Here is a 22,066-nt window from a genome sequence, read left to right on the forward strand (position 1 = left end):
CCAGGCTAACCGGATGAGGCTTGACAAGCTCTTTGTTCATACAATTTGCTAGACTTCAAGTCTAGCATACATACATGAATGTAACTATAATGCCATCTTCCATAAATAGTTTACTAATAGCATTCCCATCGTTGACACCTAGAGGCACCACCATGCGACTGGCAAACTGGGCAGTCAATGCCCCTTTACGACCCTTATTACTAGCCGTTTTCACTGCGTCTATTGCGCTGCCTGCTCAGGCGGCAGACCTGATAACGGTCGCGCGTGAAGCGCTGAGCAATAACGCCACGCTAAATTCAGCTCGTGCTCAGTACTCTGGGGTCGAAGCCGGTCGGGATGTTGCGAGAGGCGCGCTGCTGCCGCAGGTGAATGCATCAGGCAATGTGGCGCACCATGAACAATTTGAAAGTCAGTCAACGCGCACCACACCGGGCGCCGGAGGGGGAGCTGGTGTTGGAGGGGGAGATGATCGCTATAACAGCGTATCGCTGACCCTGGAAGCCACTCAAATGCTGTTTGATGAAGTGGCGCGCCAGCAATTCAATCAGGCTGATCGCGAAATCGACCAGCAGTTCTACCTGTTGGCTGCGACCGAACAACAGCTGCTTTTTGATGTTGTTAACGCCTATTTCGATATCCTTCGTGCGCATGATGTACTGACCACCCGACAGGCCCAGGAGCGTGCTATTGAACGCCAGCTGGAGCAGGCCAGTGAGCAGTTTGAAGTGGGTTTGATTGCCATTACTGACGTCGAAGAAGCACGCTCAAGCTATGATCAGTCGCGTGCTAATCGGCTCGCCGCTGAGAGCAACCTGCAGGTGGCTTTTGAGGTGCTTGAGCAGTTAACCGGTCAGCGTTACCCGAACATCAACGCGCTAGGCGATGCGATGCCGGTGGTGAAGCCTTCAAGCAATCGTGACTACTGGGTTGAACAAGCGATTGAGCTTAATCCTCAAGTCCTTGCTCAGCAGGCGGGCATCGAAATTTCACGCGTGGGTGTTGATATTGCCCGTGCCGGTCGCCTGCCCACGTTCCAGGCATTCGCCAACTATCAACATGCCGATAATGATCGCGATGCGGTTAGCGGTTATGACGCCTCCGGTCAGGTCGGGATATCGGCCAATCTGCCTATTTATACCGGTGGCAGTACCAGTGCGAGTATCCGCCAAGGCACTTACCAGTTGGAAAGTACGCAGTACGAGTTTGAGTCTCAGCGCCGTACTACGATCCAGCAAGTACGCTCGCTCTACACCCAGGTCAGCAATAACGTTGAAACGGTAGAAGCGCGTCAGCAAACTATCGTATCAGCGCGCAGTGCGCTGGAAGCCACGCAGGTAGGGTATGAAGTCGGCACACGTAATATCGTCGATGTGCTGAATGCCGAGCAGAATTATTACGACGCCATTGCTGATTATGCTGAGTCACGTTACGACTATGTCGTTAACTTCCTTGGGTTGCGCCAGCAGGCAGGGTTGTTGGATGTACCGGCGATCGAAGAAGTGAATGCCTGGCTAACGGATGATCAGGTGACCTTTGCAATACCTGATACCGATGGTGGCAGCTATGAGCGTGCCATGAATATTGGTGCGCCACCGACGCTGGATCGTTGATCACAACGAACCGTCAGCGCTTTTAAACTATGGTTTTTAAAACATGGTTTTTAAAACATGGCTTTATGAGTCGTCTGCATTCGAATAAAGCGCCATTGGACACCAGGGCAGCCGCCAGCGCCGTCAATCAACGTTTTGAAAAGATCAAGGGAACCCACGCATGAGAAAAATGATTCACTCACGCCGAGCGAGTCTAGTAACGCTGATTGCCGCGCTAGTGTTGACGGCCTGTGGCCAGGACCAATCGCAAGAGCAGCAGGCCGAGCAACCAGAGGCTCCTCCTCATAAGGTGGAAGTGACGGAAGCCGTACGTCAGGATATTCCGTTAAATAAATCGTACCCTTCGTTACTGCGTAGCGATAGTGAAGTGACGCTGGTGGCACGTGTTAACGGTTATCTTGAAGAGCGCCACTTCCAGCCTGGCCAATTGGTGGAAGAGGGTGATTCGCTGTATACCATTGAGCCTGATCTTTACCAGTCAACGGTTAACCAGCGTGAAGCTGACCTGCAAAGTGCTCGTGCCGAGTTATCCCGTGCCCAGCGTGATGCTCAGCGTTTTGAGCAGTTGCTCAACCAAAACTCTGTTAGCCGCCAGCAGTATGACCAGGCGCAGGCAGACCAGCGTGTGGCACAAGCCAATGTTGCCCAAGCTGAGGCTGCACTACGCAGTGCTAACCTGGACCTTGGCTATTCAAATGTAACGGCCCCTGTGTCAGGCATGATCAGCTTGAGCCAGGTTAACGTTGGCAACCTGGTTACGCCAGGAACCGAGCTTGCCACTATCACCCCGCTGGACCCGCTTGAAGTGCGTTTTCAACTACCTCAGCGTGATGCCTTTGAGCTACGCCGCCAGTTGCGTGAAGAGGGCGACTCGTCCATTACCGCGCTGTTAAGCGTGCCCGGCGTAAGCGGTGCCAGCGGGTCTGAACTTGAAGGTCAGCTCGACTTCCTGGGCTCCCGCGTGGATGCCGGTACCAGTACCGTTCAGGCGTCTGCCAGCTTTGCTAATCCGGATGGCGCTATCTTGCCCGGCCAATTTGTGCGCGTACGCCTTGATGGTCTGCGCCGTTTTAACGTAATGGCTGTACCTGAAATTGCGGTCACCCAAGGCTTAATGGGCCCTCGCGTATTTGTCCTGGATGAAAATGACCAGGCGCGCGAGCGTACGGTGCAATTAGGCGAAGTCGCTGGCCCTTGGCAGATCATTGTTGACGGCCTTGAAGAGGGCGACCGTGTGATTGTGGGCGACCCAGCAGGCATTGAGCCTGGTATGGCCATTGACCCACAGCCGTTTGATGGCGACGCCAATGAAGTAGTTGAGCGTGTTGAAGAGGCTGACGCTCAGGAGCAACAAGAGCAAGCCGCTGCCGCTTCCCAAATGACAGAGGGTGCTGGTGATGTGCCTGCAGGGGAAGAGGAAGAGGGTACTCAATAATGAATTTCTCCAACTTCTTTATCAGCCGGCCGATTTTCGCCACGGTACTTGCGATTATCCTCACGCTGATAGGTGCCATGGCCATGCGGATACTGCCCATTGAGCAGTATCCAAGTGTGGTGCCGCCCACCGTATCCGTACAGGCTCAATTCCCAGGCGCTGACGCTGAGACGGTCGCCCAGACGGTCGCTGCACCGCTGGCTGAGGCGATTAACGGCGTAGAGAACATGCTTTACATGACCTCTAACAGCGCTGATAACGGCATTATGAGCTTGAGTGTGGCGTTTGATATCGGCACTGATGGTGATATCAACACTATTAACGTGAATAACCGTGTTCAGGGGGCGCTTTCTCAGCTGCCCGAGCAGGTTCAGGCTCAGGGCGTTAACGTTTCACTGCGCTCTGACTCGATCCTTATGTTGATCGCCCTAACGTCCCCGAACGGCGATTACAACAACGTGTATATGCAGAACTACGCCACGCTTAATATCCTCGATGACCTACGCCAAGTGCCTGGCGTAGGTAATGCCGAGGTGCTGGGGGGTGGTGAGTTTGCCATGCGTATCTGGATGGACCCTGACAAGCTGGCGCAATACGACCTCACGCCGAGTGAGGTAGCTAATGCTATCCGTTCACAAAATACCGAAATCCCTGCCGGTAATTTAGCCGCCACGCCGCAAGGTAGCCCGCGCGCTTATACGTATACCATCACTGCCGGTGGTCGTTTATCGGATACGGATGATTTCCGTAATATCTATTTGCGCACTAACCCTGATGGCTCATCGCTACGCCTGGAAGATGTGGCACGCATTGAGTTGGGCGCATCATTCTACGGCATTGATGCACAGCTTAATGGTTCAACGATGACGCCGATCATCATCAACCAGCAGCCGGGCGCCAATGCGCTGGCCACGGCTGATGCCGTGCGTGAAACCATGGCAGATCTGTCCAACCGTTTCCCGCCAGGGCTTGAGTATGTTACGCCGTACGACACCACGCAGTTTATCGATGCGTCGGTAGAAACGGTATTGCATACCTTTATTGAAGCTTTCCTGATCGTTATCGTGATCCTGTTTATCTTCCTGCAGAACTGGCGCTTTACCGTGATTGCCATGTCGGTGGTGCCGGTGTCGGTGATTGGTACCTTTGCAGGCTTTTACCTGTTTGATTTTTCTATCAACCTGCTAACGCTATTCGCCCTGGTGCTCTCAATCGGGATAGTGGTGGATGATGCGATATTGGTGGTGGAGAACGTTGAGCGTGTATTAGGCGAAGATGACGAGGTTACCGTTAGAGAAGCAACGATTCGTGCCATGCGCGAGGTTGGCGGGCCAGTTATTGCCACCTCACTGATCATGGCCGCTGTTTTCGTACCGGTTGCGTTTATGGGCGGCTTTACTGGGCAGATCTATCAGCAGTTCGCGATTACTGTCGCGATCTCGGTAGCGCTGTCAGCGCTAATGGCGTTGACGTTTACACCGGCGCTGTCTGCCATCTTCATCAAGCATAATTTGCACCATTCGCGCCAGTCAGCTTTCAAGCGGGCGATTACTACACCTCTGCGTCTATTTGATCGCTTGTTTGCAGGTATCACCGCGGTTTATATGTGGTTTGTGGTGCGCCTGGTACGCTTTTGGGTGCTCGCCTTGGCGCTAACGATCGCAACCGGTGCCGGCTCCTACTGGTTGTACGCCAATACGCCCTCAACATTGGTGCCGGAAACCGACCAGGGCATCGTGCTGGTCAGCGTGTCGCTACCCGATGCCGCCTCGCTTGACCGTACCGAGAACTACATGGCAAAGCTTAGCTCCGCTATTGAGGATATTCCCGGGGTGCAATACTCCTCGGCAATAGCGGGCTACGATATTCTTGCAGGCTCGGTCAATACGGCGCGCGGGATTATCTTTGTCAATATGGTGCCCTGGGGAGACCGTGATCTAACGGCAGCGAGCCTGGTGGGGCAAATTATGCAGCTGGGGGCCAGTATTGATGGCGGTACTGCCATGGCCTTTAACGTACCGCCGATTATGGGGCTTTCTACCACCGGCGGGTTCACCGGCTATCTGCAGTCGTTTGACGGCGCCTCACCTCGCGAGCTTTACGAAGCCTCACTACAGATTATGGGCGCGGCGAATCAGCACCCAGCGTTAAATCAGGTCTTTACCACCTTTAACGTGAACGTGCCTTCCTATCGAGCTGAAATCGACCAGCAGAAAGCGCTTAGCTATGGCGTGGCACTGGAGAATATCAACTCGGCGTTATCCAACACCTTTGGTAATGGCTTTGTGAACTTCTTTAGTTACCAAAACCGTAACTTCCAGGTGTACCTGCAAAACGAGGATCAATTCCGTAAAACGCCTGACGACTTAAATAGTGTCTTCGTGCGAGGGGGCAATGGTGAGCGTATCCCGCTCTCTGAGTTTGTCACGCTGGAGCGTCAGGTAGGTCCATCGGTCGTATCACGCTTTGGCGTGTACACCGGTGCGCAGTTCCAGGGCGGCGCGGCGCCTGGCTATAGCTCTACCCAAGCCATTGAAGCCATGAATGAAGTCGTCATGGATACGCTCGGGCCTAACTGGGGCATGGGCTGGACCGGTACGGCTTACCAGGAAGCAAACATGGGTAATACAGCGATGCTTGCCATTGTGTTTGGTATCTTGATGGTCTTCCTGATCCTGGCGGCCCAGTATGAAAGCTGGTCGTTGCCCCTGGCGGTACTTACCGCAACGCCGTTTGCCTTCCTGGGCGGGATTGGAGGCATCGCGTTGCGAGGCCTGGATACCAGTGTGTATGTGCAGATTGGTATGTTGGTGGTCGTGGGGCTTGCGGCGAAGAACGCTATCTTGATCGTAGAGTTTGCCGAACTGCAGCGTAAAGAGCAGGGCAAAACGATTCGAGAAGCTGCGATTACGGCCGCTGAGCTGCGTTTCCGTCCTATCGTCATGACATCGCTTGCGTTTATCTTTGGTACCTTGCCACTGGCCTTGGCGACCGGCGCCAGTGATGTAAGTAGCCACCATATCGGGACAACCGTTGCGGTGGGCATGGCCTCTGTGGCCGTTTTGGGAAGCGTGTTTATTCCCAGCTTCTACGCCATGATTGCCACGGTGTCCGACTGGCTCTATCGTAAACGTCATCCGAATCACGATAACCAGAAACCGGCACTGGAGCACGACCAGTCGTAACCGCGTTTCACCACTAATGAGCGGGCACTACCGAAAGGGAGTGCCCGTTTTTTTATGCTGTAATGATTCGCATCAAGGCAGCCAAGGGCAAAAAAGAATAGTTTGGACTATGCTAAAAGAGACCACACGTTTTTAGCCTGGACCCATCATATACGCCCAGGCGGAAACTGCACCGGACGAAATGTCTGGAGGAGGACACGCCATGCAACCTGTTATTTCTGCTGCGCTACAGTTTCCAACCATTGTGTTTACGTTTCTAATGGGGCTGTTAGCGCTGTATTGGATGTTGGTGCTGCTTCGAATAGCCCCTCTTGAGTTATTTGAGCGCGACAGCCTGCGCGATGATCACATGGCCAGTACGCTGGTGTCGTTAGGGTTTGCAGGTGTGCCGGCGACGCTTGCGCTGACGTTTCTTGTCGTGATTGCGGGGAGTTTGGCATTAGTGGTAGAGCTTTTAGTGTTGCGTTGGCTATCGCTGGGCATGTTGCGCGTGCCGGTAGGCGTGCTGATCCTGTGGGTATCCTTTGCTGTTGCTTCACCCATTGCCGCCGTCTTATGCCATCGCTTACACCGGGGCTTGCATCGCTATCAGCCCTTTACGCGGCGCTGCCTGTTGGGTTCGACGGTTATCGTGTCCGGGCGTCAGGGCGATGGATTTGCCATGGCAGTGATTGAAGATGAGCCTAATAGCCATGTCAGGCTGCACTGTAAAGAAGGGGATTGCCCACAAGAGGGCGAGCGTCGCGTTCTGGTGAAATACCTCGCTGGTGAGAGCGCTTATCGCAGCGTAATGGAACAAACCTATCTGGATACTCGGGTACGTTTAAATAAGTTGCGTCTTCGCTATCACCACCAGGGTGAAGGCTACTCAACCTAACGTTATCAGCGATTAACGTTCACTACTCGCACCCGCGCCGCCACTGTCTTGTTAGCCATTGTCTTGTTAGTCATTGCCTTATGGATGACGTGTCAGTGGCGGTGTGGCTTTATCCATCGGTGTTGAATGCTTGCCACTAATCACCACAATGGTGGGGTATCCCAGTAGAGGCAGGTTGCTGCATTGCAGCGAATGGCGTGGATTAGCGTTGCATAATGCGTATCAATGTATCAATCAGTTCGCCGCCGCGTTGGTGTATGGAGAACGCATCCGGTGTGCGTAGCCAGTCGTGGAAAAGGCCTCCCAGTGCCGACTGCAACATGCGCGTCGCCACCTCTGGCGTTACATCTTCACGCAGCAACTGCTGATGCTCCGCTTCTTTGAACACAATCAGCATTTCTGAATAACACTCTTCACCAATATCATCCTGCATGGCAAGTGGGTTGATATCGCTAAAAAACTCGCAGCGGTGGAGCAAAATGGAAAGAATCCGCTGGTGAGAAGGTTGCTCAAGACGCGCCAGACCTGCATGGCAGGCAAGCCGGATGGCTTCCATCGGGGAGATAGTTTCATCGGCCTTGCTGACAGCTTCCATTAGCGACTGGAACGGCATGCGTACGCGCTCCACCAGTGCCATAAACAGGTCGCCCTTGTTTTTAAAATGCCAGTAGACCGCGCCACGGGTTAATCCCGCATGGCGAGCAACCTGCTCAAGAGACGTGCGTGCAACACCCTTTGCAAAAAATACCTCTTCGGCCGCATCCAGCAATGCTTCTCGGGTAGCAGCGGCTTCCGCTTTGGTCTTTCTCGCCATGGAAACGCAACCTCATTAATGACACAAGATGAACATATTTTATCCGATATGGTGTAATTTTTACATTCAAAACTGTATGGATAGATGATTAAACGCATGGCTTGTGTTATCAAAACCTCATGTCTCGAAACCGCTGGGGCTCACTGCGTGCGGTAGGCGCATCGCCATGCCCTCATTAATGCCATTTGCTTAGTGGTTATCACGCTGAAAAAAAGGAGACTCAGGATGGCGCGAGCACCTTTTCAACTTGCCGGGCACACCATACTGCCTGGCCAACGTTCCCAAATTGATGTGCCGGTGGCGCGTCTTTATACCCATACACCCCTGCATATTACGGTCGAAGTGGTACACGGACGTAAAGAGGGGCCCGTTATATTGGTGTGTGGTGGCATTCACGGGGATGAGATCAATGGCGTTGAAATTGTACGTCGCTTATTACGCTCAAAGGCCATCAAAAGCCTAAGAGGTACCTTGATTGCCGTGCCGGTGGTTAACGTTTTTGGCTTCCTGCAGCAAACGCGCTACCTGCCTGACCGGCGCGATCTCAACCGCTGTTTCCCGGGCAGTGAAAATGGCTCTCTCGGGGGGCGAATCGCGGCGCTATTTTGCGAGCAGATTGTCGATCAGGCGACGCATATTATTGATCTTCACACCGGCGCAATTCATCGCACGAACCTTCCCCAAATACGCGCGCAGTTAAGTCCTGGCAGTGAAACCGAGCGCATGGCCGATGCCTTCGGCGCGCCGGTGATTCTGAATGCAGAGCTGCGCGAAGGTAGCCTGCGTCACTATGCACAAACACGTGGCATTCCGGTACTGACTTATGAGGCGGGGGAAGCGCTGCGCTTTGATGAGTGGGCCATTGCCCCCGGTGTACGCGGTGTACTGCGTGTAATGCGCCGCCTGGATATGCTGACCGGCGAACAACGCCGCCGCTCGCCAGCGCCTGCCGAGCTTGCCAATGGGTCCAGTTGGGCGCGTGCACCTATCGACGGTATTTTAAGGCCCAAAGTGCGCCTGGGCGCGCGTGTCGCCAAGGGGGAAGTGCTCGGTATAGTGGCCGACCCATTTGGCAATCAAGAAAGCGAGGTCAAGTCGATGGCCGATGGCATTGTGATTGGCATGAGCCGTCTGCCGTTAGCCAATGAAGGTGAGGCGCTTTATCACATTGCTCGTTTTGATGAGATAGAAGAGGCCGAAACGGCGATTGAGAGCTTTCAATCAAGCCTGACACCGCCCCCGGACGCGCTCTATTAAATGTTTGATAAGCGCCATAAAAAAAGCTTATTAGCGCAATAGCCAAGCAGTACATGAGATAGCTGGCGGGAAGCAGTTCCTTTGACTATACCTATGAGAGAGTAGTTATCCTAAATTAAAAATAATAAGTACAAATGTATGATTTGTTTTTATAAAGCGGTGCCTTGAGTGCCGCGCGAGCCGTGACATGGAGAAAAAGCGATGACGAGCGATAAACCCAAGTATACGACGACAGGGGCTGGCATTCCGGTATCCAGCGATGAACACTCTCTTTCGGTAGGCCCGGATGGCCCGATTGTACTGCACGATCATTTTCTGATGGAGCAAATGGCGGCTTTCAACCGCGAGATGATCCCCGACCGCCAACCACATGCCAAGGGTAGCGGCGCTTTTGGCCACTTTGAAGTCACCCATGATATCAGTAAGTACACCAAAGCCAAGTTTCTGAAAAAAGGCACAAAAACAGACGTACTCATTCGCTTCTCAACGGTCGCAGGGGAAAGCGGCAGCCCGGATACTTGGCGTGATCCACGCGGGTTTGCGGTGAAGTTCTATACCGAAGAGGGCAACTTCGACATGGTGGGTAACAATACCCCTGTGTTCTTTGTCCGCGATCCGATGAAGTTCCAACACTTTATCCACTCGCAAAAACGCCGCGCCGATAACGGCCTGCGTGACCACGATATGCAGTGGGATTTCTGGACGCTGGTGCCGGAGTCCGCCCACCAGGTGGCCTGGCTAATGGGCGACCGCGGTGTGCCCGCTACGTGGCGGCACATGAACGGTTACTCCAGCCATACCTATATGTGGGTGAACGATGAAGGTGAGCGGTTCTGGGTGAAGTACCACTTCAAAACCGACCAGGGCATCAAGTGCATGACCCAGGAGCAGGCCGACCAGATGGCTGGTAGCGATGCGGATTACCACCGCCGTGACCTGTTTGAAGCCATCAAACGCGGCGAGTATCCCACTTGGACACTGCAGATGCAGATCATGCCCTTCGAGGACGCCAAAACGTATCGCTATAACCCCTTTGATCTTACCAAAGTGTGGCCTCACAGTGACTACCCGCTGATGGAAGTGGGCAAGCTAACCCTTAATGAAAACCCCTCCGACTTCCATAGCCAAATCAATCAGGCCGCCTTCGAGCCTAACAATATGGTGCCGGGCACTGGGCTTTCACCCGACAAGATGCTGCTGGCGCGCTCAATTTCCTATGCCGATGCGCACCGGGCTCGCTTGGGTGTGAACTACAAGCATATCCCGGTCAATACACCCAAGAGCCCGGTCAATAGCTATACCCAGGGCGGGGCGATGCGGGTGCATAACGCAACGGACCCGGTATATGCGCCGAACAGCAAAGGCGGCCCTAAAGCCGATGGCGAGCGCTTCCCGGAAGATGCCGTATGGGCGACCAGCGGTGAGCTTGTACGTACTGCCTACACGCTGCGTAAAGACGATGACGACTGGAGCCAACCGCATACGTTGGTGCGTGAAGTAATGGATGACGCCGCACGTGACCGGCTGGTATCCAACGTGGTGGGGCACTTGTCGGGTGGCGTAACAGAGCCAGTACTGGAGCGTGCCTTCGAGTACTGGCGTAATATCGACCAAGAAGTTGGTGAGCGTATCGAAAAAGGCGTACGCGGCAACTAAACCCGCAAACGTGGATTAATCGCCGTCCACCACAGCCCGCTACGTTAAGACGTGGCGGGCTGTTCTTGTTCTGGCATCGGCGCTTGTGATGGCTCGTTAACTAACCCGATAGCATCATCAAACAAGCGTAACCCGGCGCCTTCTTTATGTGCGTGCTCCGATAGAAGACGCCGAAAACGCCGACCGCCAGGGCAACCCTGAAAAAGCCCCAACAGATGGCGGGTAATATGGTTAAGTTTCGCGCCTTCATCCAACCGCTGCTGAATATACGGGCGAAATGCCCGGGCCGCCTCAACCCGGCTAGCGGCTGGGCCGGGCACGCCATAAAGCAACGTATCTACCTCAGCCAGTAACCAGGGGTTTTGGTACGCTTCACGGCCAATCATCACGCTATCCACACGCTCAAGCTGTGCCTGACACTCTTCAAGCGTTTTAATCCCACCGTTGATACCGATATGCAGCTCAGGGCGGTCCTGCTTTAAACGATGCACACGCGGATAATTGAGCGGCGGCACGTCGCGGTTCTCTTTGGGCGATAGGCCTTTCAGCCACGCCTTGCGCGCATGCACGGTAAAAATTTCACAACCGGCATCTGCGACTATGTCGATAAAGCGCGCCAAGTCGGCGTCTTCATCCTGCTCATCAATCCCGATACGGCACTTCACCGTAACCGGAATCGAGACGGCCGCCTGCATAGCGCGCACGGCATCGGCGACTTTTTCCGGGTAGCCCATCAGGCAAGCGCCAATCATGTTGTTCTGCACCCGGTCGCTTGGGCAACCTACATTCAGGTTAACCTCGTCATACCCCCACGCCTCAGCAATCGCCGCGCACTCGGCAAGCTCCCCGGCATCGCTACCACCAAGCTGTAAGGCAATGGGATGCTCCACATCGCTATAGCCCAAAAACCGCTCACGCGGTGAGCCATGCAAAATAGCGCCCGTCGTCACCATCTCGGTATACAGCAGCGCCCGCTTGGTTAACGTACGTGCGAATGCCCGGTAATCGCGGGTTGTCCAGTCCATCATGGGCGCGACGGAGAAAGTTCTATCCAGCGCAGGGCGGGCGGTGCCAGACTTCATGCGGGTTTGCTGTGTTGTGCTATCATTCATAACTGTTCATATTTACAGTGGTTTGACCACGTTTTAAGCAAATTAGTGTCACAAATTTGGCACCACATGGCACTTTTATTTGTCACATTTTCGAGGCTGTAATGGCGACGATCGTGAAGCGTCCAAAAAGGGACGGCAGTTTCTCATACCTGGCGCGTATTCGCATTGCGCGTACGGGTCAACCTGACTACTCAGAGTCCAAAACATTCCCTAAAAAGGCAATGGCCGTTGAGTGGGCGAAGCGTCGGGAACTGGAGTTGGCCGCGCCAGGTGGTGTGCTGGCTGCTAAATGGAAGGGCGTTACTTTACACGATGCCATTGAGCGGTACCTACATGAATTTGCTGACGGTGCTGGCCGTAGCAAGCGGGCCACCATTGAGCAGCTGCAGCGTTTCCCCATTGCTCGCGTCAAAATTACCGAGCTTAGTAGCGAGCAGATTATTGACCATGCGCAAATGCGGCGGCGTAGCGGCGTTAAGCCTTCAACTACGTCGCAAGATATCACTTGGCTGGGCATCATTTTGAAAACGGCGGTCGCTGCCTGGCGTATGCCGGTAGATCTTAATGAGTTTGAATCGGCGAAGCTGCTTTTGCGTAGTAAAGGCTTGATCAGCCGCCCGGACTCGCGGGATCGTCGGCCAACGCTTGAGGAGATCGAGCAGGTTCGCGCTTATTTCCAGCGTTCGCAGAAGATCCGGCCGAGCGCGATTATTCCTATGGAAGACATTATGGACTTTGCTATCGCCTCAGCGCGTCGCCAGGGGGAGATTACCCGGCTCTCATGGGACGATCTGGATGTAAGCGCCATGACGTGCTGGGTTCGTGATGCTAAGCACCCACGCAAAAAGTGGGGTAACCACAAGCGCTTCAAACTGACAAAAGAAGCGATGGCCATTATCCAACGACAACCGCGCTTGCTGGGTGAGCCGCGTATTTTTCCATACAGTAGTAAATCTATAGGTACTCGTTGGCAAGCCGCGACAGCATCCAAAGGCATTGAAGATTTAACTTTTCATGACCTACGCCATGAGGCGACATCCAGACTATTCGAGGCAGGGTATGAAATTGTAGAGGTGCAGCAGTTCACGCTCCATGAGAGTTGGGATGTGTTGAAGCGGTACACGCACTTAAGGCCAGAAACGCTGCAGCTACGTTAGTCTTATACCGTTATTTTAAGATGGGTAAAAACCGCCTAAAAAGGCGGCTTACTTAGTCAGGGTACCCGTTCCTCTCGCACTTTTTTACCCGGGCGCGGCAATCGCCCAGCTGTTTCTCCAGCTCCTTGATACGCCTTACCAATACATCTTCTGGGGGTAATTGGTTGCTTTCCAAGGCGCGTATTGAGGCACTTAGGCGTTTGATCTCCTCGGGGTGGAGTGCACGCTGACTAGCCACTTCGAGGAGACGCTCAATATTTCTGTTCATGTCAGGTTTCCTCTTGATGGGAATACGGGAGGCTATCCACAGCGGGCGTGTAGATATGATCAGTTCCGTTCCACTTCTCTAATGGCTCCGTCGGCATGCCCAGAGCATTGTTCACCTGACGTAGCGCGCAATGGATATTGAAGCGCTCACGTGGGTGCTCACAGCTTGCCAGTTGTCGGGCAAGAGTCAGGCTCTGCTCCTGCAGGATCAGAAAGTAGCGAAATTTAGGCGTGTCCTTGATGAGTTTACGCACCTGCTCAATAGGTTGCACTTCGGTAGCCTGCTGTTGCAGCAGCTCGATAGCCTGGCGTTCGCGCTGGATAAAGTAGCGCCGAACGCGACGGCCCATGGCGTTGTTTTCGATCATGGCGAGTTCTTTGGCCATATCGAGAGTTAAGTGGTACTCAATGCGACCCTGTTGGCCGAAGTTTTCAGCGTAAGTGATTGATTCTAGGGCTTCCCCGTTTTGGGAGGAGGTTTTATGACCTATTCCAGGCTGCATGTTATGCGAGATGAAGTCTAAACCTTCTTCAAATTCGTACTGTTCGATACGTTCTTTAATCCAAGTCGTGAAGCGTCGCCCCACTTCCAAGAAGGCGTGCAGGTCGCGGGCGTTGCAAAGCAGCTGCTGATCATTGGCTTGGAAAACGGGGATAAGGCTTTGGTCCATGGTTGGCTCCGTAGGGCGATGCGGATGAAGGGAAGTTAAGGAAATGGTGCAGGCAGGTGGGGCAGAGGTAAAGGCCAGCCGGCTACAGGTTTAGCCGGCGCAACCCTCAATCATTCACTAGCTTCCACTGCTCTAGCGCCTCGGCCCGCTTCTTATCGATGTACTGCGCCAGGTCGATTGCACTCACCAGCCATGGGCTTTTCTGAGAATCCCCAGCACGATAAGCCGGTACCGGCAGGGCCTGCGCACCGGCCCGAAAGGCAGCGGTGCGGGGGCTGATGCCGAAGAAGCGCGGGGCAACCTCTTCTAGCGGTAGCTCGGTACGGCCGTTGAACTCAGCCAGTAATCCAAAATAGGTATTCATTGTGGCCTCCCTTGCTGTTGCTTCCAGGTGAAAAAGCGTTTCTGAATACGGTGGAACGTAGCCGCCGCGACTGAGTTATGGTCTAGTTCGGCTCGGCTCTTAATCTGGCAAGCAGCGCAGATCCAATCCCGGGCGTCTTCGGCATTGTGGGTGCCATCGGGTAGGGCGTTTTCCTCAATGCCAAACTTGGCGCGCCGGCGGCGGTCCAGGTAGAGCTGAAACATGGCATCCTGACAGAGCATCGCGGCTTGCCGGGCAAGCTGGCCGCCCTTGATCTGTTCAGCGCACATGCCGCCCCCTACGCTCGCGAAGGCTTTGGCATTCCACGCACGTCGTCGCCCAAGGCAATGCATTGCGGCGGGGCTTGGGGATCTCGTTACCGCAGTCCTCGCAGTCCTCGCAGTCCGGGTCATGGTTTGGAATGCGCAGGGAAAGCCGACTGCTAAGCGCGGCTTCCATGCGGCGCTCCATCAGTTCGGCGGCGATGTCGGCGTTGTCTGCCATGGTTACTGCTCCTCTTTTTCAATGGCAGCAAAGCGCTGCATGAACTGACTGCCGCCCATGACGTAATCGTGGGGCTCTTCAAGGGAGTGAATACTCCACTCGATCACGGTCAGCGCGTCGGCTTGCAGCTCGCGGTCGATCACGCGCAGGCACGTCGGGTCGAGCGGCCAGGCGGCGCCGTTGTAGAGTGAGAGCAGGATGCGCCGGCAGTGGTGGCTCTGGCCGGTGTCGCCTCTTGCAACCGCCGCCAGGCGATCCCAGGCCTCAGGGCCTTTGAGCTCAAGCTCACTGGTCTTCTGGTCGGCTTCTTTCTCGGCGGCGATCATGGCTTCCAATGCCTGGCGGTTGCGCTCACGAATACGCTGAACCACCAGGGGCATACTGGGTTGAGTGGTCATCACAGGCTCCTTCATGCTTGAAACACCCAGCACTTCACGCTGCCGCCATGTAAGCGGACGCGGGAGTTCACGGTGCGGTTGGAATCGATAAACTTGCGGGTCTTGCTGCTTTTCAGATAACGCTTCAGCTCGCGCACCTCCGGGGTGCGCAGCTTGTATTCGGCGCAGGTGCGCTCGAAGTCCTTCAGGTTGATCGCGATCAGGTCGCTGCCCTTGCCGTAGTGGTTCAGCATCGGGTCGTCGCGTAGGCCCTCGATATAATCAAAGGCCTCCCAGAATTCGGCGACCAAGGGGTGGTCAGCATTGATGGATTGTTGCCGTTCACGGGCCATGCTCACTATGTGGCCCAAGGCGGTATCCAGCGTTTGTTCATCAAACAGGCCCAGCCCTTCCGGCCCCAGGCACTCCACCAAGGCCATTAACTGGCCGTGACACTTGGCGATACGCAGCACCTTAATATCCGGGTCATCAGCAAGCTGGTCGGCATAGTGCCGGGCGCGCTGAGTGATCAACGCCATCAACGCGGCTTCACGCTGGGCAACCTGCAGGCTGAATTGGCTAACCTGCTCGATCTCGGTGCGCTCCAACGCCTCGGCCAGTATCTTGGTCTCCTTGTTCTGGCCTTCCCGGGTAAAGTGCAGGTGGCAGATACGCGTTTGAATCGCCTCGCCTGCCTGCACTGGCGCGTTCTGGCTGATGACGATGCTGCCGCGAAAGGGCGGCTCGTAGGTGTCGTTACCGCTGTTCTTCACGCCCCGGGCGCGGATCGAACGGCCGTTAAACGCCGTTTTCAGCTCGTCCCAATCGAACTGCTTCTGCTTGGCGCCGCCTTCCTGCTCGCGGTCGGATTCGATCAACACCACCGGCAGGTTGCTCACCTGGGCAAAGTTGCGAGAGCGCGCTGGCATGGTCGCCTTGCTGGGGTCGAAGCCCTCATAGTCGCGCCGGCCGCACAGCTTCCACAGGAACTCGATCAGCGTGGATTTACCCGCGCCGGCTTCGCCCACAATCTCCAAAAATGGAAAGCTGCCCATTTCGGCGCGGATCTGCTCGGCCAGCAGGCTGCCCAGCCAGTAGCTGAGTGCCACCACGCCCTTGGTGCCAAAGGCGCCCAGTAGCCGCTTCGTCCACTCGGTGCTGAATGCCTTGCGGTCCGCATTGATGGAAAGCGACACCGACTGGCTAAGGGTCTTTAACTGGCGGCGGGGGCCAAGCTCGAAGAAGTCCTCGCTGTTGATCGGCACCACCTTGCCACCGGCCACGGCCAAATCACCGAACACATAGGCGCCGTGTTCCTTGCTGTAGCCGATGAAGTCGATGGTCTCGACGGTTTTGATGTTGCCGATCTGGTCCTGCAGCAGGTTATCCAGCTGTTGGCTGGTACCCGTCCACACTGCGCCCGGGGCTACGCCCAGCAGACGCTTCTTGTATTCAGATGCAGACGCCAGTTGGCCACCACTGAATGTGTTCTTGATCGGCGGACGGCCGTCCGGAAACTCCACGCGGTAGTAGTACCAACTCTCATCCGTGACCGCGTTGGCCTGGTAGTAGAGCGCCGTGGGGTAACAAGTGCAGATCCGCTTCACGCTGCCGGATTGCTCTAAAGCCGCATCGCGCAAGGCCGGGTCAATTTGCCGCTGGTCTTCACCATCTAGCCCATCGGCGCGCAAGGCGCGATCAAACGCATCCATGTCCAGCTTCCACCACCACAGCTGGCGTTTGAACTCGAACCAGAACTCCCGCTGCTCGCGGCGCTTGTACATCAGCAGCGCCTTGGCCATGGCCGTGGGGGCCAGTAACAGGTCACCGTGGTAACGGTAGGTTTCCTGGTGTTTCTCGGTTAGCTCACTGCGCTGGTGAGCATCGTTCCAATCGTGGCCACCGCTGGGGATCTGCGCCGCATGGCACTCCCAGTCTGCTGCCCGGGCGCGCCTTACGTGTTTGTGGATGGCGTTATGGCCAGCGCGGTTGTTATCCAGCGCCCACACCAGCGCAGGGCGGCAGGTGCCCGCTTTATGTGCTGCATCGGAAAGGGCGTTTAACGCCTCATCCGGGTAGTTACCGCAGCTCATGGCAGAGACCGCCGCAATGCCATGATGGTAAAGGGCGATGGCATCGAAGATGCCCTCGACGATCCAAACTTCCTCAGCCGCTACCAGGTCGCCTAGGGTGAGTGCTGGCGGGCACCACCACCGACCCTTGTAGCGCCCTACAAAGTTGGCCTTCTGCTTGTCAAAGCGTTCCGGGTTATCCAGCAGGCGCTCCCAATAAGCGCCGCCGGGCAGCGGAAAGCGAACGGTGGCGGTGCCACCGATCTCAGGCTTCCAGTAGCTTTCTTGTGTGTACCAGCCCTGAATGCGGGAAAGCTCAAAGCCCCGGCCATCGCGCAGGTAGCCATCCGCCACTGGCGTGGTGGACGTGGGCTTCTCGTTACCCTTGGGGCTGTAGCGTTCGCTCCAGGAGCGGAACAGGTCAGGAAACAGCGCCTTAACATGAAGTTGCGCGCCGCAGTTGTTCTCCCGCCCGCACTTCAGCATCCACGGCGCTTCGGCGTTGATGTACGCCTCACGCTTACCGCACTCCGGGCAGCGCACCCGTTGCAGGTAGGGGCCGCGCTCAATCGCCTCAAAATCGCTGATTAAGCGCGCAACAATGTCCTGGCGCAGCGATAAATTCACGCTCGCCTCCTTGATGTCACAGTAAGTAGCGGTGCCGTTTAGGCGTTCACGATGACCTTTGCGCCTGCTTGATCGCTTGGCTAAGCAACGAGGGCGCAAACGGCAGGTCGACCATTGGGTTGGGGATGTCGCTGGGCGTCAGCGTGTTGCACAACTCGAACCGAGCCTTACCCCGAAAGCCACAGTCGTCGTTGCGGCATTCCACGATCGCCTCCCTGTACACCGGTGTTAGCCCCTGGCTTTTGCGAATGCGCAGGTTCTGGTTGCAGTGCGGGCAAGGAATGCGGTGTTTGCTAGTCGTCATCAGTTCTTTCTCTCAATGGGGTAAAGAGCGCGGCCGCGGCCGGTGAGTCCTTGGGTGCCTTTGCGTAAGCGCCGACGAAGTAGCCACTCGGCGGCGTCATCCAGGCGTTGAAAATCCTGCTGTTCGCATACCTGCTGCAGCACGGCCTCTAACTGGTCATCCAGCGGAAGGCGTAGATCGCTGCGGGCGGGTTGGTCAGCCATACTTCAGTGCTCCTTGAGGTCCTCAAAAGGGCCTGCGTTTACGACGCCTGCTGGGGCATAGTGCTAACAGAGAGATCAGCAACGCCCAGCGTCTCCAGTGCTTCTTTCAGCACCAGTTGACGCAGCAGCGACGCCCGCTCGATGCCGGTGTAGTCCACCAATGCATCAATCAGTTGGGCCTCGTACTGATCCAAATTGAGAGCGGCGTAACGGGTGCGCACACGTTTGGGGTCCTGGTACATGGCAAACATCCTTATGCAAGGCAGGTCATTCGGCGTTCAGAGTGTCTTGGTCGTACTCAGCGATGCCGCGAAGCAGCAACATGCGGCCGGCGGCCGACATCGAACGCATTTCCAGCTCCTGAATACGCTTCAGCGCTTCCCGTTCGCTTTCAGTGAGGTGAATCATGACGGGGCAGTTACACCCTTTTGGGGCATAAATTGGCTTTGGGGTAATGGTGTTAGCGGTGGCCATGAGTTAGGCTTCCTTAATAGAGTGAAAGACTTTGAACGAGACCTTGAGCAAAGCGCGTTAGCGCTCGTAAAGGCGCACCAGCTTGCGCTGCAGGAAGTGTTCATCCATGTAGGTGCGCAGTTCGCAAAGGGCGTCTTCTACTTCATCGCTAGAGGCGTTATGGGCCAGCATCGTGGCAGCGAGTTGGCCCACGGCCTCGGCGGTGGTGCGTTCTTCCAGCGCTTCAAGATCCGCCAGTGGGTTAGGCGTATTGGTGCCGCGCTTCAGCGCGATTTCGATGTTGCGGCGGGTGTGTTCAGAGCAGCGGTCGAGCTCGACCTCAATACCGCGAAACAGCGTGGTTTGAGTGGTCGGTATAAGAATGGTGGCAATGATGGTGACCATGGCAGTGGTTTCCTTTGGTTGTAGAAATAGGGTTAACGAGTGCTGGAGCGACGACGGCACGCCTGGATTTCAGCCATGCAACCAGTCGCCCATTCGAGGGGATTAACGATTTGTTGGATGTGAGCGCGGTAATTGGAGAAGTAAGCGGGCGCATGATTGAGCTGCTTAAAATTGCGGAGCAATTGAAGGCACTCAGCCCAGCTTTCTCTAGCAAGCAGCGGAAGGTTCTTGCTGAGCGCCTTGAGGCAGAGCTCAATGGTTTGAAAGTCAGCGTAGGTGAAGCGGAGCTGAGCGCTCTTAAGCTGGAGAAGGCGCAGATAGAGCTTGACGATGAGATAAAGCGCCTTAAGCAGTGGCACGAAGAGAAGGCTGGCTACGAGGAATACATAACCCCCGCGGGTGGCGCCACGTACCGACGTAAGCACCACGGCAGCGAGCGTGGTAGCGGACATCACCTTTGCGCAACCTGCTTCGAGAACGATAAAAAATCGGTATTGCAGCGAATCCCGGGTGACGGTGTCGTTCAGTTTAAGTGCCATCAGTGCGGTACCCCCGTGATGATGGAAACGCTCAGGGGCTTTATGGATATCCAAAGCCCTGAGTGGGAGCGGTGAAATAGAAGCAGGTGTGACCATGGCAGTGGCTCCCTTTGCGATGTGTAGTGAAGTGAAAGACATTATTAGGATGGAATCAAATGATTTCATTGTCAATGGAGAATGAAATTAAATGAGTTCTTTAGGGATGCGTTTGCGTGAAGAGCGGGTAAGGCTAGGCTTCTCTCAAACGGAGCTTGGTGACATCGCAGGCATCACGAAAAACACTCAGATGCTCTATGAAAGTGAGAAGCGTAGCCCCAAGGCTGATTACCTTTCGGCTTTGCATGCTGTCGGTGTGAACACTCATTACGTGCTTACAGGGAATCGTTCGATTTCATCGAATGTAAAGCCAGTAGATTTATCTGAAGGGTTAACACCGATACCCATGTACGACATCGAAGCTGCTGCCGGTGCAGGTCGCAGCTTTGAAGGCGAGCCGGTGCAAACCGTTCTGCAATTTCCCAAAAGCGAGCTAGCCGAGCAGGGGCTGGACCCAGCGCAGATCGTAGGCGTAAAGGTGCGCGGTGATTCCATGTTGGGCACCCTGGAAGATGGGGATTGGGTACTGGTGAACCGTGGCAATCGTGACCCTAAGCAGGAAGGGGTGTTTTTACTGTTAGTGAGTGGTGAAAGGCGAATCAAGCGAGTGCAGCGTTTAGCAGGGGGCGCGCTGTATTTGATTAGTGATAACGAGCTGTACCAGCCCGAAATGATCAAGCCGCAGGATATGGGGGACTTGGAGATTTTGGGACGGTGTGAGATTCGGATTGGGCGGGTTGTTTGATGATCAACGGTTGGGTTCGGGCAGGGGGCGTTTTATGGGTGGCCATGCTGTGGGTGTTGGCATTTCCCGCGAACGCCCAAGACATACCTGAGTTGAATATCGAGGCCGAATGCCGCGAAGCGGATGATATCTTTGACACCGACCTTTTCGACTCGTGTATGAAGTATCAACAGTCTCTCCATCAACAACTGCGTGACGGATGGGATGAGATCGACCCGGCGATCCTCGATCACTGTGTGAGCGGCATAGAGCGTGAGAACTTTAATAGCTATGAATTACTGCTGGGTTGTATTGAGATTGGGCAAGAATCGCGCTCTAAGTGATTATTTTCCGTTGAGTGGCGGAGCCGCTGGGTCAGCGGGTTTGGGGATTCTGGGGCGGTGTGAGATTTGGATTGGAAGGGTGGTTTAACTGTAAAACTGTGAATGCATCAAGGCAGCTTTGAGACTGCATAGAAAGACAAAACAGGGGCAGGGGATGGAAGGCGTTTTGAAATTTGATTATGGAGACGCGCAGGGGAATGTCAGCACGCGAGAAGTTAGCCAGTGGAAGGATGATGGTTGGCTGTTAACAGGCATTTGTTCAAGCGATAACCGCCGGAAAACGTTCAGGCGAGACCGTATCCAGGTGACTCATGAGGGGGGCGATGGTCTCAAGCCCATCTCCATGCCTCAGCACCTTGTCGATCGTTCGATTACGGCTAGCAAAAAGCGGTCAGACTCACTGGAAATTCTCTTTACTGGTTTTGCAAAAGCGCGCCGGGCAGAGCTAGAAGCTGCTGCTGCCGAGTCAGGCATGCGCGTCTGTCAGACGGTCACCATGGGCCTCTCTTTCGTTTGTGGTGGACCTACGGCGGGGCCGACCAAGCTGCGGAATGCTCAGGCGAAAGGTGTTCCGGTGTTGGATGAGGCTGACTTTTTGAAGCTGTTGGAAACTGGTGAGATGCCCGAGTAATTAAAAAATTATTTTTTACATCATAAATTTCAAGGGGGCACGCATGGGTTACGAAAAATGGGAGACTAAAAGTCTGTCACCACTAAGAATTCAATTAGATTCAGAGAACCCTCGACTTCCGGGCTTAAAGGAAGGAGCGAGTCAAGATGAGATAAGGTCTGAGCTTTTTGATACGAGCAAAATAAGGGAAATGATCCGCTCAGTTGCTAAGTCAGGTTTCTTTCCTGATCAGAGAGTTGTAGTTGTAAAGAAAGAAAATGGTCGTGGTTATTATGTTGTTGAAGGAAATAGGCGTGTATGTGCTTGTCAAGCGCTTTTGAAGCCAGAGTTAGCACCTGAAAAGCATGCTAGGGTAGTAAAAAAGTGGGCAATATCTGCAGAC

Annotated in this window: 26 protein-coding genes; 11 read left to right on the plus strand and 15 right to left on the minus strand. The window is 54.9% G+C overall.

The window, feature by feature from the left end; translation table 11 throughout:
* Positions 1-152: 152 nt before the first annotated feature.
* The 4 genes from ACT3TJ_RS15125 (at position 153) to ACT3TJ_RS15140 (ending at position 7,107) form a co-directional block, all read left to right on the plus strand.
* Complete coding sequence (locus ACT3TJ_RS15125; protein ID WP_444622458.1) at positions 153-1,610, plus strand: TolC family outer membrane protein; 1,458 nt, start codon at positions 153-155, stop codon at positions 1,608-1,610.
* Between the two features lie 160 nt (positions 1,611-1,770).
* Positions 1,771-3,045, plus strand: coding sequence for an efflux RND transporter periplasmic adaptor subunit (locus tag ACT3TJ_RS15130; RefSeq protein WP_444622457.1), 1,275 nt, complete (start codon positions 1,771-1,773; stop codon positions 3,043-3,045).
* A complete protein-coding gene (locus tag ACT3TJ_RS15135; RefSeq protein WP_444622456.1) occupies positions 3,045-6,230 on the plus strand; it encodes an efflux RND transporter permease subunit in 3,186 nt (1,061 codons plus the stop codon). Before ACT3TJ_RS15130 ends, ACT3TJ_RS15135 begins: the two co-directional genes overlap by 1 nt.
* A gap of 202 nt (positions 6,231-6,432) precedes the next feature.
* Positions 6,433-7,107 carry a hypothetical protein gene (locus ACT3TJ_RS15140; protein WP_444665975.1) on the plus strand — a complete coding sequence of 225 codons (675 nt, stop codon included), beginning with the start codon at positions 6,433-6,435 and terminating at the stop codon, positions 7,105-7,107.
* 202 nt (positions 7,108-7,309) lie between these two features.
* On the opposite strand, the gene ACT3TJ_RS15145 is transcribed toward ACT3TJ_RS15140, so the two are convergent.
* Positions 7,310-7,921 carry a TetR family transcriptional regulator gene (locus tag ACT3TJ_RS15145; RefSeq protein ID WP_444665977.1) on the minus strand — a complete coding sequence of 204 codons (612 nt, stop codon included), beginning with the start codon at positions 7,919-7,921 and terminating at the stop codon, positions 7,310-7,312.
* A 225-nt stretch (positions 7,922-8,146) separates the two neighbouring features.
* Here ACT3TJ_RS15145 and ACT3TJ_RS15150 point away from each other — a divergent pair, with 225 nt between their 5' ends.
* Together ACT3TJ_RS15150 and ACT3TJ_RS15155 are read left to right on the plus strand one after the other, a co-directional pair.
* Positions 8,147-9,178 (plus strand): succinylglutamate desuccinylase/aspartoacylase family protein, encoded by a 1,032-nt coding sequence (locus ACT3TJ_RS15150; protein WP_444665978.1) that lies wholly within the window; start codon positions 8,147-8,149, stop codon positions 9,176-9,178.
* Between the two features lie 201 nt (positions 9,179-9,379).
* Complete coding sequence (locus ACT3TJ_RS15155) at positions 9,380-10,834, plus strand: catalase (protein ID WP_444665980.1); 1,455 nt, start codon at positions 9,380-9,382, stop codon at positions 10,832-10,834.
* Between the two features lie 44 nt (positions 10,835-10,878).
* Here ACT3TJ_RS15155 and dusA read toward each other — a convergent pair whose 3' ends face one another.
* On the minus strand, positions 10,879-11,946 hold the full coding sequence (gene dusA / locus ACT3TJ_RS15160) for a tRNA dihydrouridine(20/20a) synthase DusA (RefSeq protein ID WP_444665982.1): 1,068 nt from the start codon (positions 11,944-11,946) through the stop codon (positions 10,879-10,881).
* Between the two features lie 113 nt (positions 11,947-12,059).
* Between dusA and ACT3TJ_RS15165 the strand changes: the two genes are divergently transcribed.
* Positions 12,060-13,103 carry a tyrosine-type recombinase/integrase gene (locus ACT3TJ_RS15165; RefSeq protein WP_444628773.1) on the plus strand — a complete coding sequence of 348 codons (1,044 nt, stop codon included), beginning with the start codon at positions 12,060-12,062 and terminating at the stop codon, positions 13,101-13,103.
* A gap of 52 nt (positions 13,104-13,155) precedes the next feature.
* On the opposite strand, the gene ACT3TJ_RS15170 is transcribed toward ACT3TJ_RS15165, so the two are convergent.
* From ACT3TJ_RS15170 to ACT3TJ_RS15230, 13 genes are all read right to left on the minus strand, one after another.
* On the minus strand, positions 13,156-13,371 hold the full coding sequence (locus ACT3TJ_RS15170) for a hypothetical protein (protein WP_444628771.1): 216 nt from the start codon (positions 13,369-13,371) through the stop codon (positions 13,156-13,158).
* A 1-nt stretch (position 13,372) separates the two neighbouring features.
* Positions 13,373-14,041 carry an antA/AntB antirepressor family protein gene (locus tag ACT3TJ_RS15175; RefSeq protein WP_444628769.1) on the minus strand — a complete coding sequence of 223 codons (669 nt, stop codon included), beginning with the start codon at positions 14,039-14,041 and terminating at the stop codon, positions 13,373-13,375.
* A 106-nt stretch (positions 14,042-14,147) separates the two neighbouring features.
* Entirely contained in the window at positions 14,148-14,405 is a 258-nt protein-coding gene (locus ACT3TJ_RS15180; RefSeq protein WP_444665984.1) for a pyocin activator PrtN family protein, read from the minus strand.
* On the minus strand, positions 14,402-14,695 hold the full coding sequence (locus ACT3TJ_RS15185; RefSeq protein ID WP_444665986.1) for a hypothetical protein: 294 nt from the start codon (positions 14,693-14,695) through the stop codon (positions 14,402-14,404). The genes ACT3TJ_RS15180 and ACT3TJ_RS15185 overlap by 4 nt, the downstream gene beginning before the upstream one ends.
* Positions 14,685-14,909 (minus strand): TraR/DksA family transcriptional regulator, encoded by a 225-nt coding sequence (locus ACT3TJ_RS15190; protein ID WP_444665987.1) that lies wholly within the window; start codon positions 14,907-14,909, stop codon positions 14,685-14,687. The genes ACT3TJ_RS15185 and ACT3TJ_RS15190 overlap by 11 nt, the downstream gene beginning before the upstream one ends.
* 2 nt (positions 14,910-14,911) lie before the next feature.
* Positions 14,912-15,307 carry a DUF7673 family protein gene (locus ACT3TJ_RS15195; protein WP_444665989.1) on the minus strand — a complete coding sequence of 132 codons (396 nt, stop codon included), beginning with the start codon at positions 15,305-15,307 and terminating at the stop codon, positions 14,912-14,914.
* Positions 15,308-15,318: 11 nt separating this feature from the next.
* The gene (locus ACT3TJ_RS15200) at positions 15,319-17,985 is read right to left on the minus strand and encodes a toprim domain-containing protein (RefSeq protein WP_444665991.1); all 2,667 of its coding nucleotides are present in this window, start codon (positions 17,983-17,985) and stop codon (positions 15,319-15,321) included.
* 46 nt (positions 17,986-18,031) lie between these two features.
* Entirely contained in the window at positions 18,032-18,289 is a 258-nt protein-coding gene (locus tag ACT3TJ_RS15205; protein WP_444665993.1) for an ogr/Delta-like zinc finger family protein, read from the minus strand.
* The gene (locus ACT3TJ_RS15210) at positions 18,289-18,492 is read right to left on the minus strand and encodes a hypothetical protein (RefSeq protein ID WP_441680147.1); all 204 of its coding nucleotides are present in this window, start codon (positions 18,490-18,492) and stop codon (positions 18,289-18,291) included. Before ACT3TJ_RS15210 ends, ACT3TJ_RS15205 begins: the two co-directional genes overlap by 1 nt.
* Positions 18,493-18,530: 38 nt before the next feature.
* Positions 18,531-18,734 (minus strand): hypothetical protein, encoded by a 204-nt coding sequence (locus ACT3TJ_RS15215; protein ID WP_159176371.1) that lies wholly within the window; start codon positions 18,732-18,734, stop codon positions 18,531-18,533.
* A gap of 25 nt (positions 18,735-18,759) precedes the next feature.
* Positions 18,760-18,966: a hypothetical protein gene (locus ACT3TJ_RS15220; RefSeq protein ID WP_192528469.1), complete on the minus strand. Its 207-nt coding sequence runs from the start codon at positions 18,964-18,966 to the stop codon at positions 18,760-18,762.
* 57 nt (positions 18,967-19,023) lie between these two features.
* On the minus strand, positions 19,024-19,350 hold the full coding sequence (locus tag ACT3TJ_RS15225; RefSeq protein ID WP_444665995.1) for a hypothetical protein: 327 nt from the start codon (positions 19,348-19,350) through the stop codon (positions 19,024-19,026).
* A 32-nt stretch (positions 19,351-19,382) separates the two neighbouring features.
* On the minus strand, positions 19,383-19,985 hold the full coding sequence (locus ACT3TJ_RS15230) for a hypothetical protein (RefSeq protein WP_444665997.1): 603 nt from the start codon (positions 19,983-19,985) through the stop codon (positions 19,383-19,385).
* A 91-nt stretch (positions 19,986-20,076) separates the two neighbouring features.
* On the opposite strand from ACT3TJ_RS15230, the gene ACT3TJ_RS15235 reads away from it, so the two are divergent.
* The 4 genes from ACT3TJ_RS15235 to ACT3TJ_RS15250 form a co-directional block, all read left to right on the plus strand.
* Positions 20,077-20,730, plus strand: coding sequence for an XRE family transcriptional regulator (locus ACT3TJ_RS15235; RefSeq protein ID WP_444665999.1), 654 nt, complete (start codon positions 20,077-20,079; stop codon positions 20,728-20,730).
* Positions 20,730-21,053: a hypothetical protein gene (locus tag ACT3TJ_RS15240; RefSeq protein ID WP_444666000.1), complete on the plus strand. Its 324-nt coding sequence runs from the start codon at positions 20,730-20,732 to the stop codon at positions 21,051-21,053. Before ACT3TJ_RS15235 ends, ACT3TJ_RS15240 begins: the two co-directional genes overlap by 1 nt.
* A gap of 166 nt (positions 21,054-21,219) precedes the next feature.
* A complete protein-coding gene (locus tag ACT3TJ_RS15245) occupies positions 21,220-21,684 on the plus strand; it encodes a hypothetical protein (RefSeq protein ID WP_444666002.1) in 465 nt (154 codons plus the stop codon).
* A 43-nt stretch (positions 21,685-21,727) separates the two neighbouring features.
* Positions 21,728-22,066: ParB/Srx family N-terminal domain-containing protein (locus tag ACT3TJ_RS15250; protein ID WP_444666004.1), on the plus strand; the 339-nt coding region annotated here is incomplete at its 3' end.

This window comes from Halomonas sp. AOP30-A1-24 (assembly GCF_052378165.1).
GTDB lineage: Bacteria > Pseudomonadota > Gammaproteobacteria > Pseudomonadales > Halomonadaceae > Vreelandella > Vreelandella citrativorans.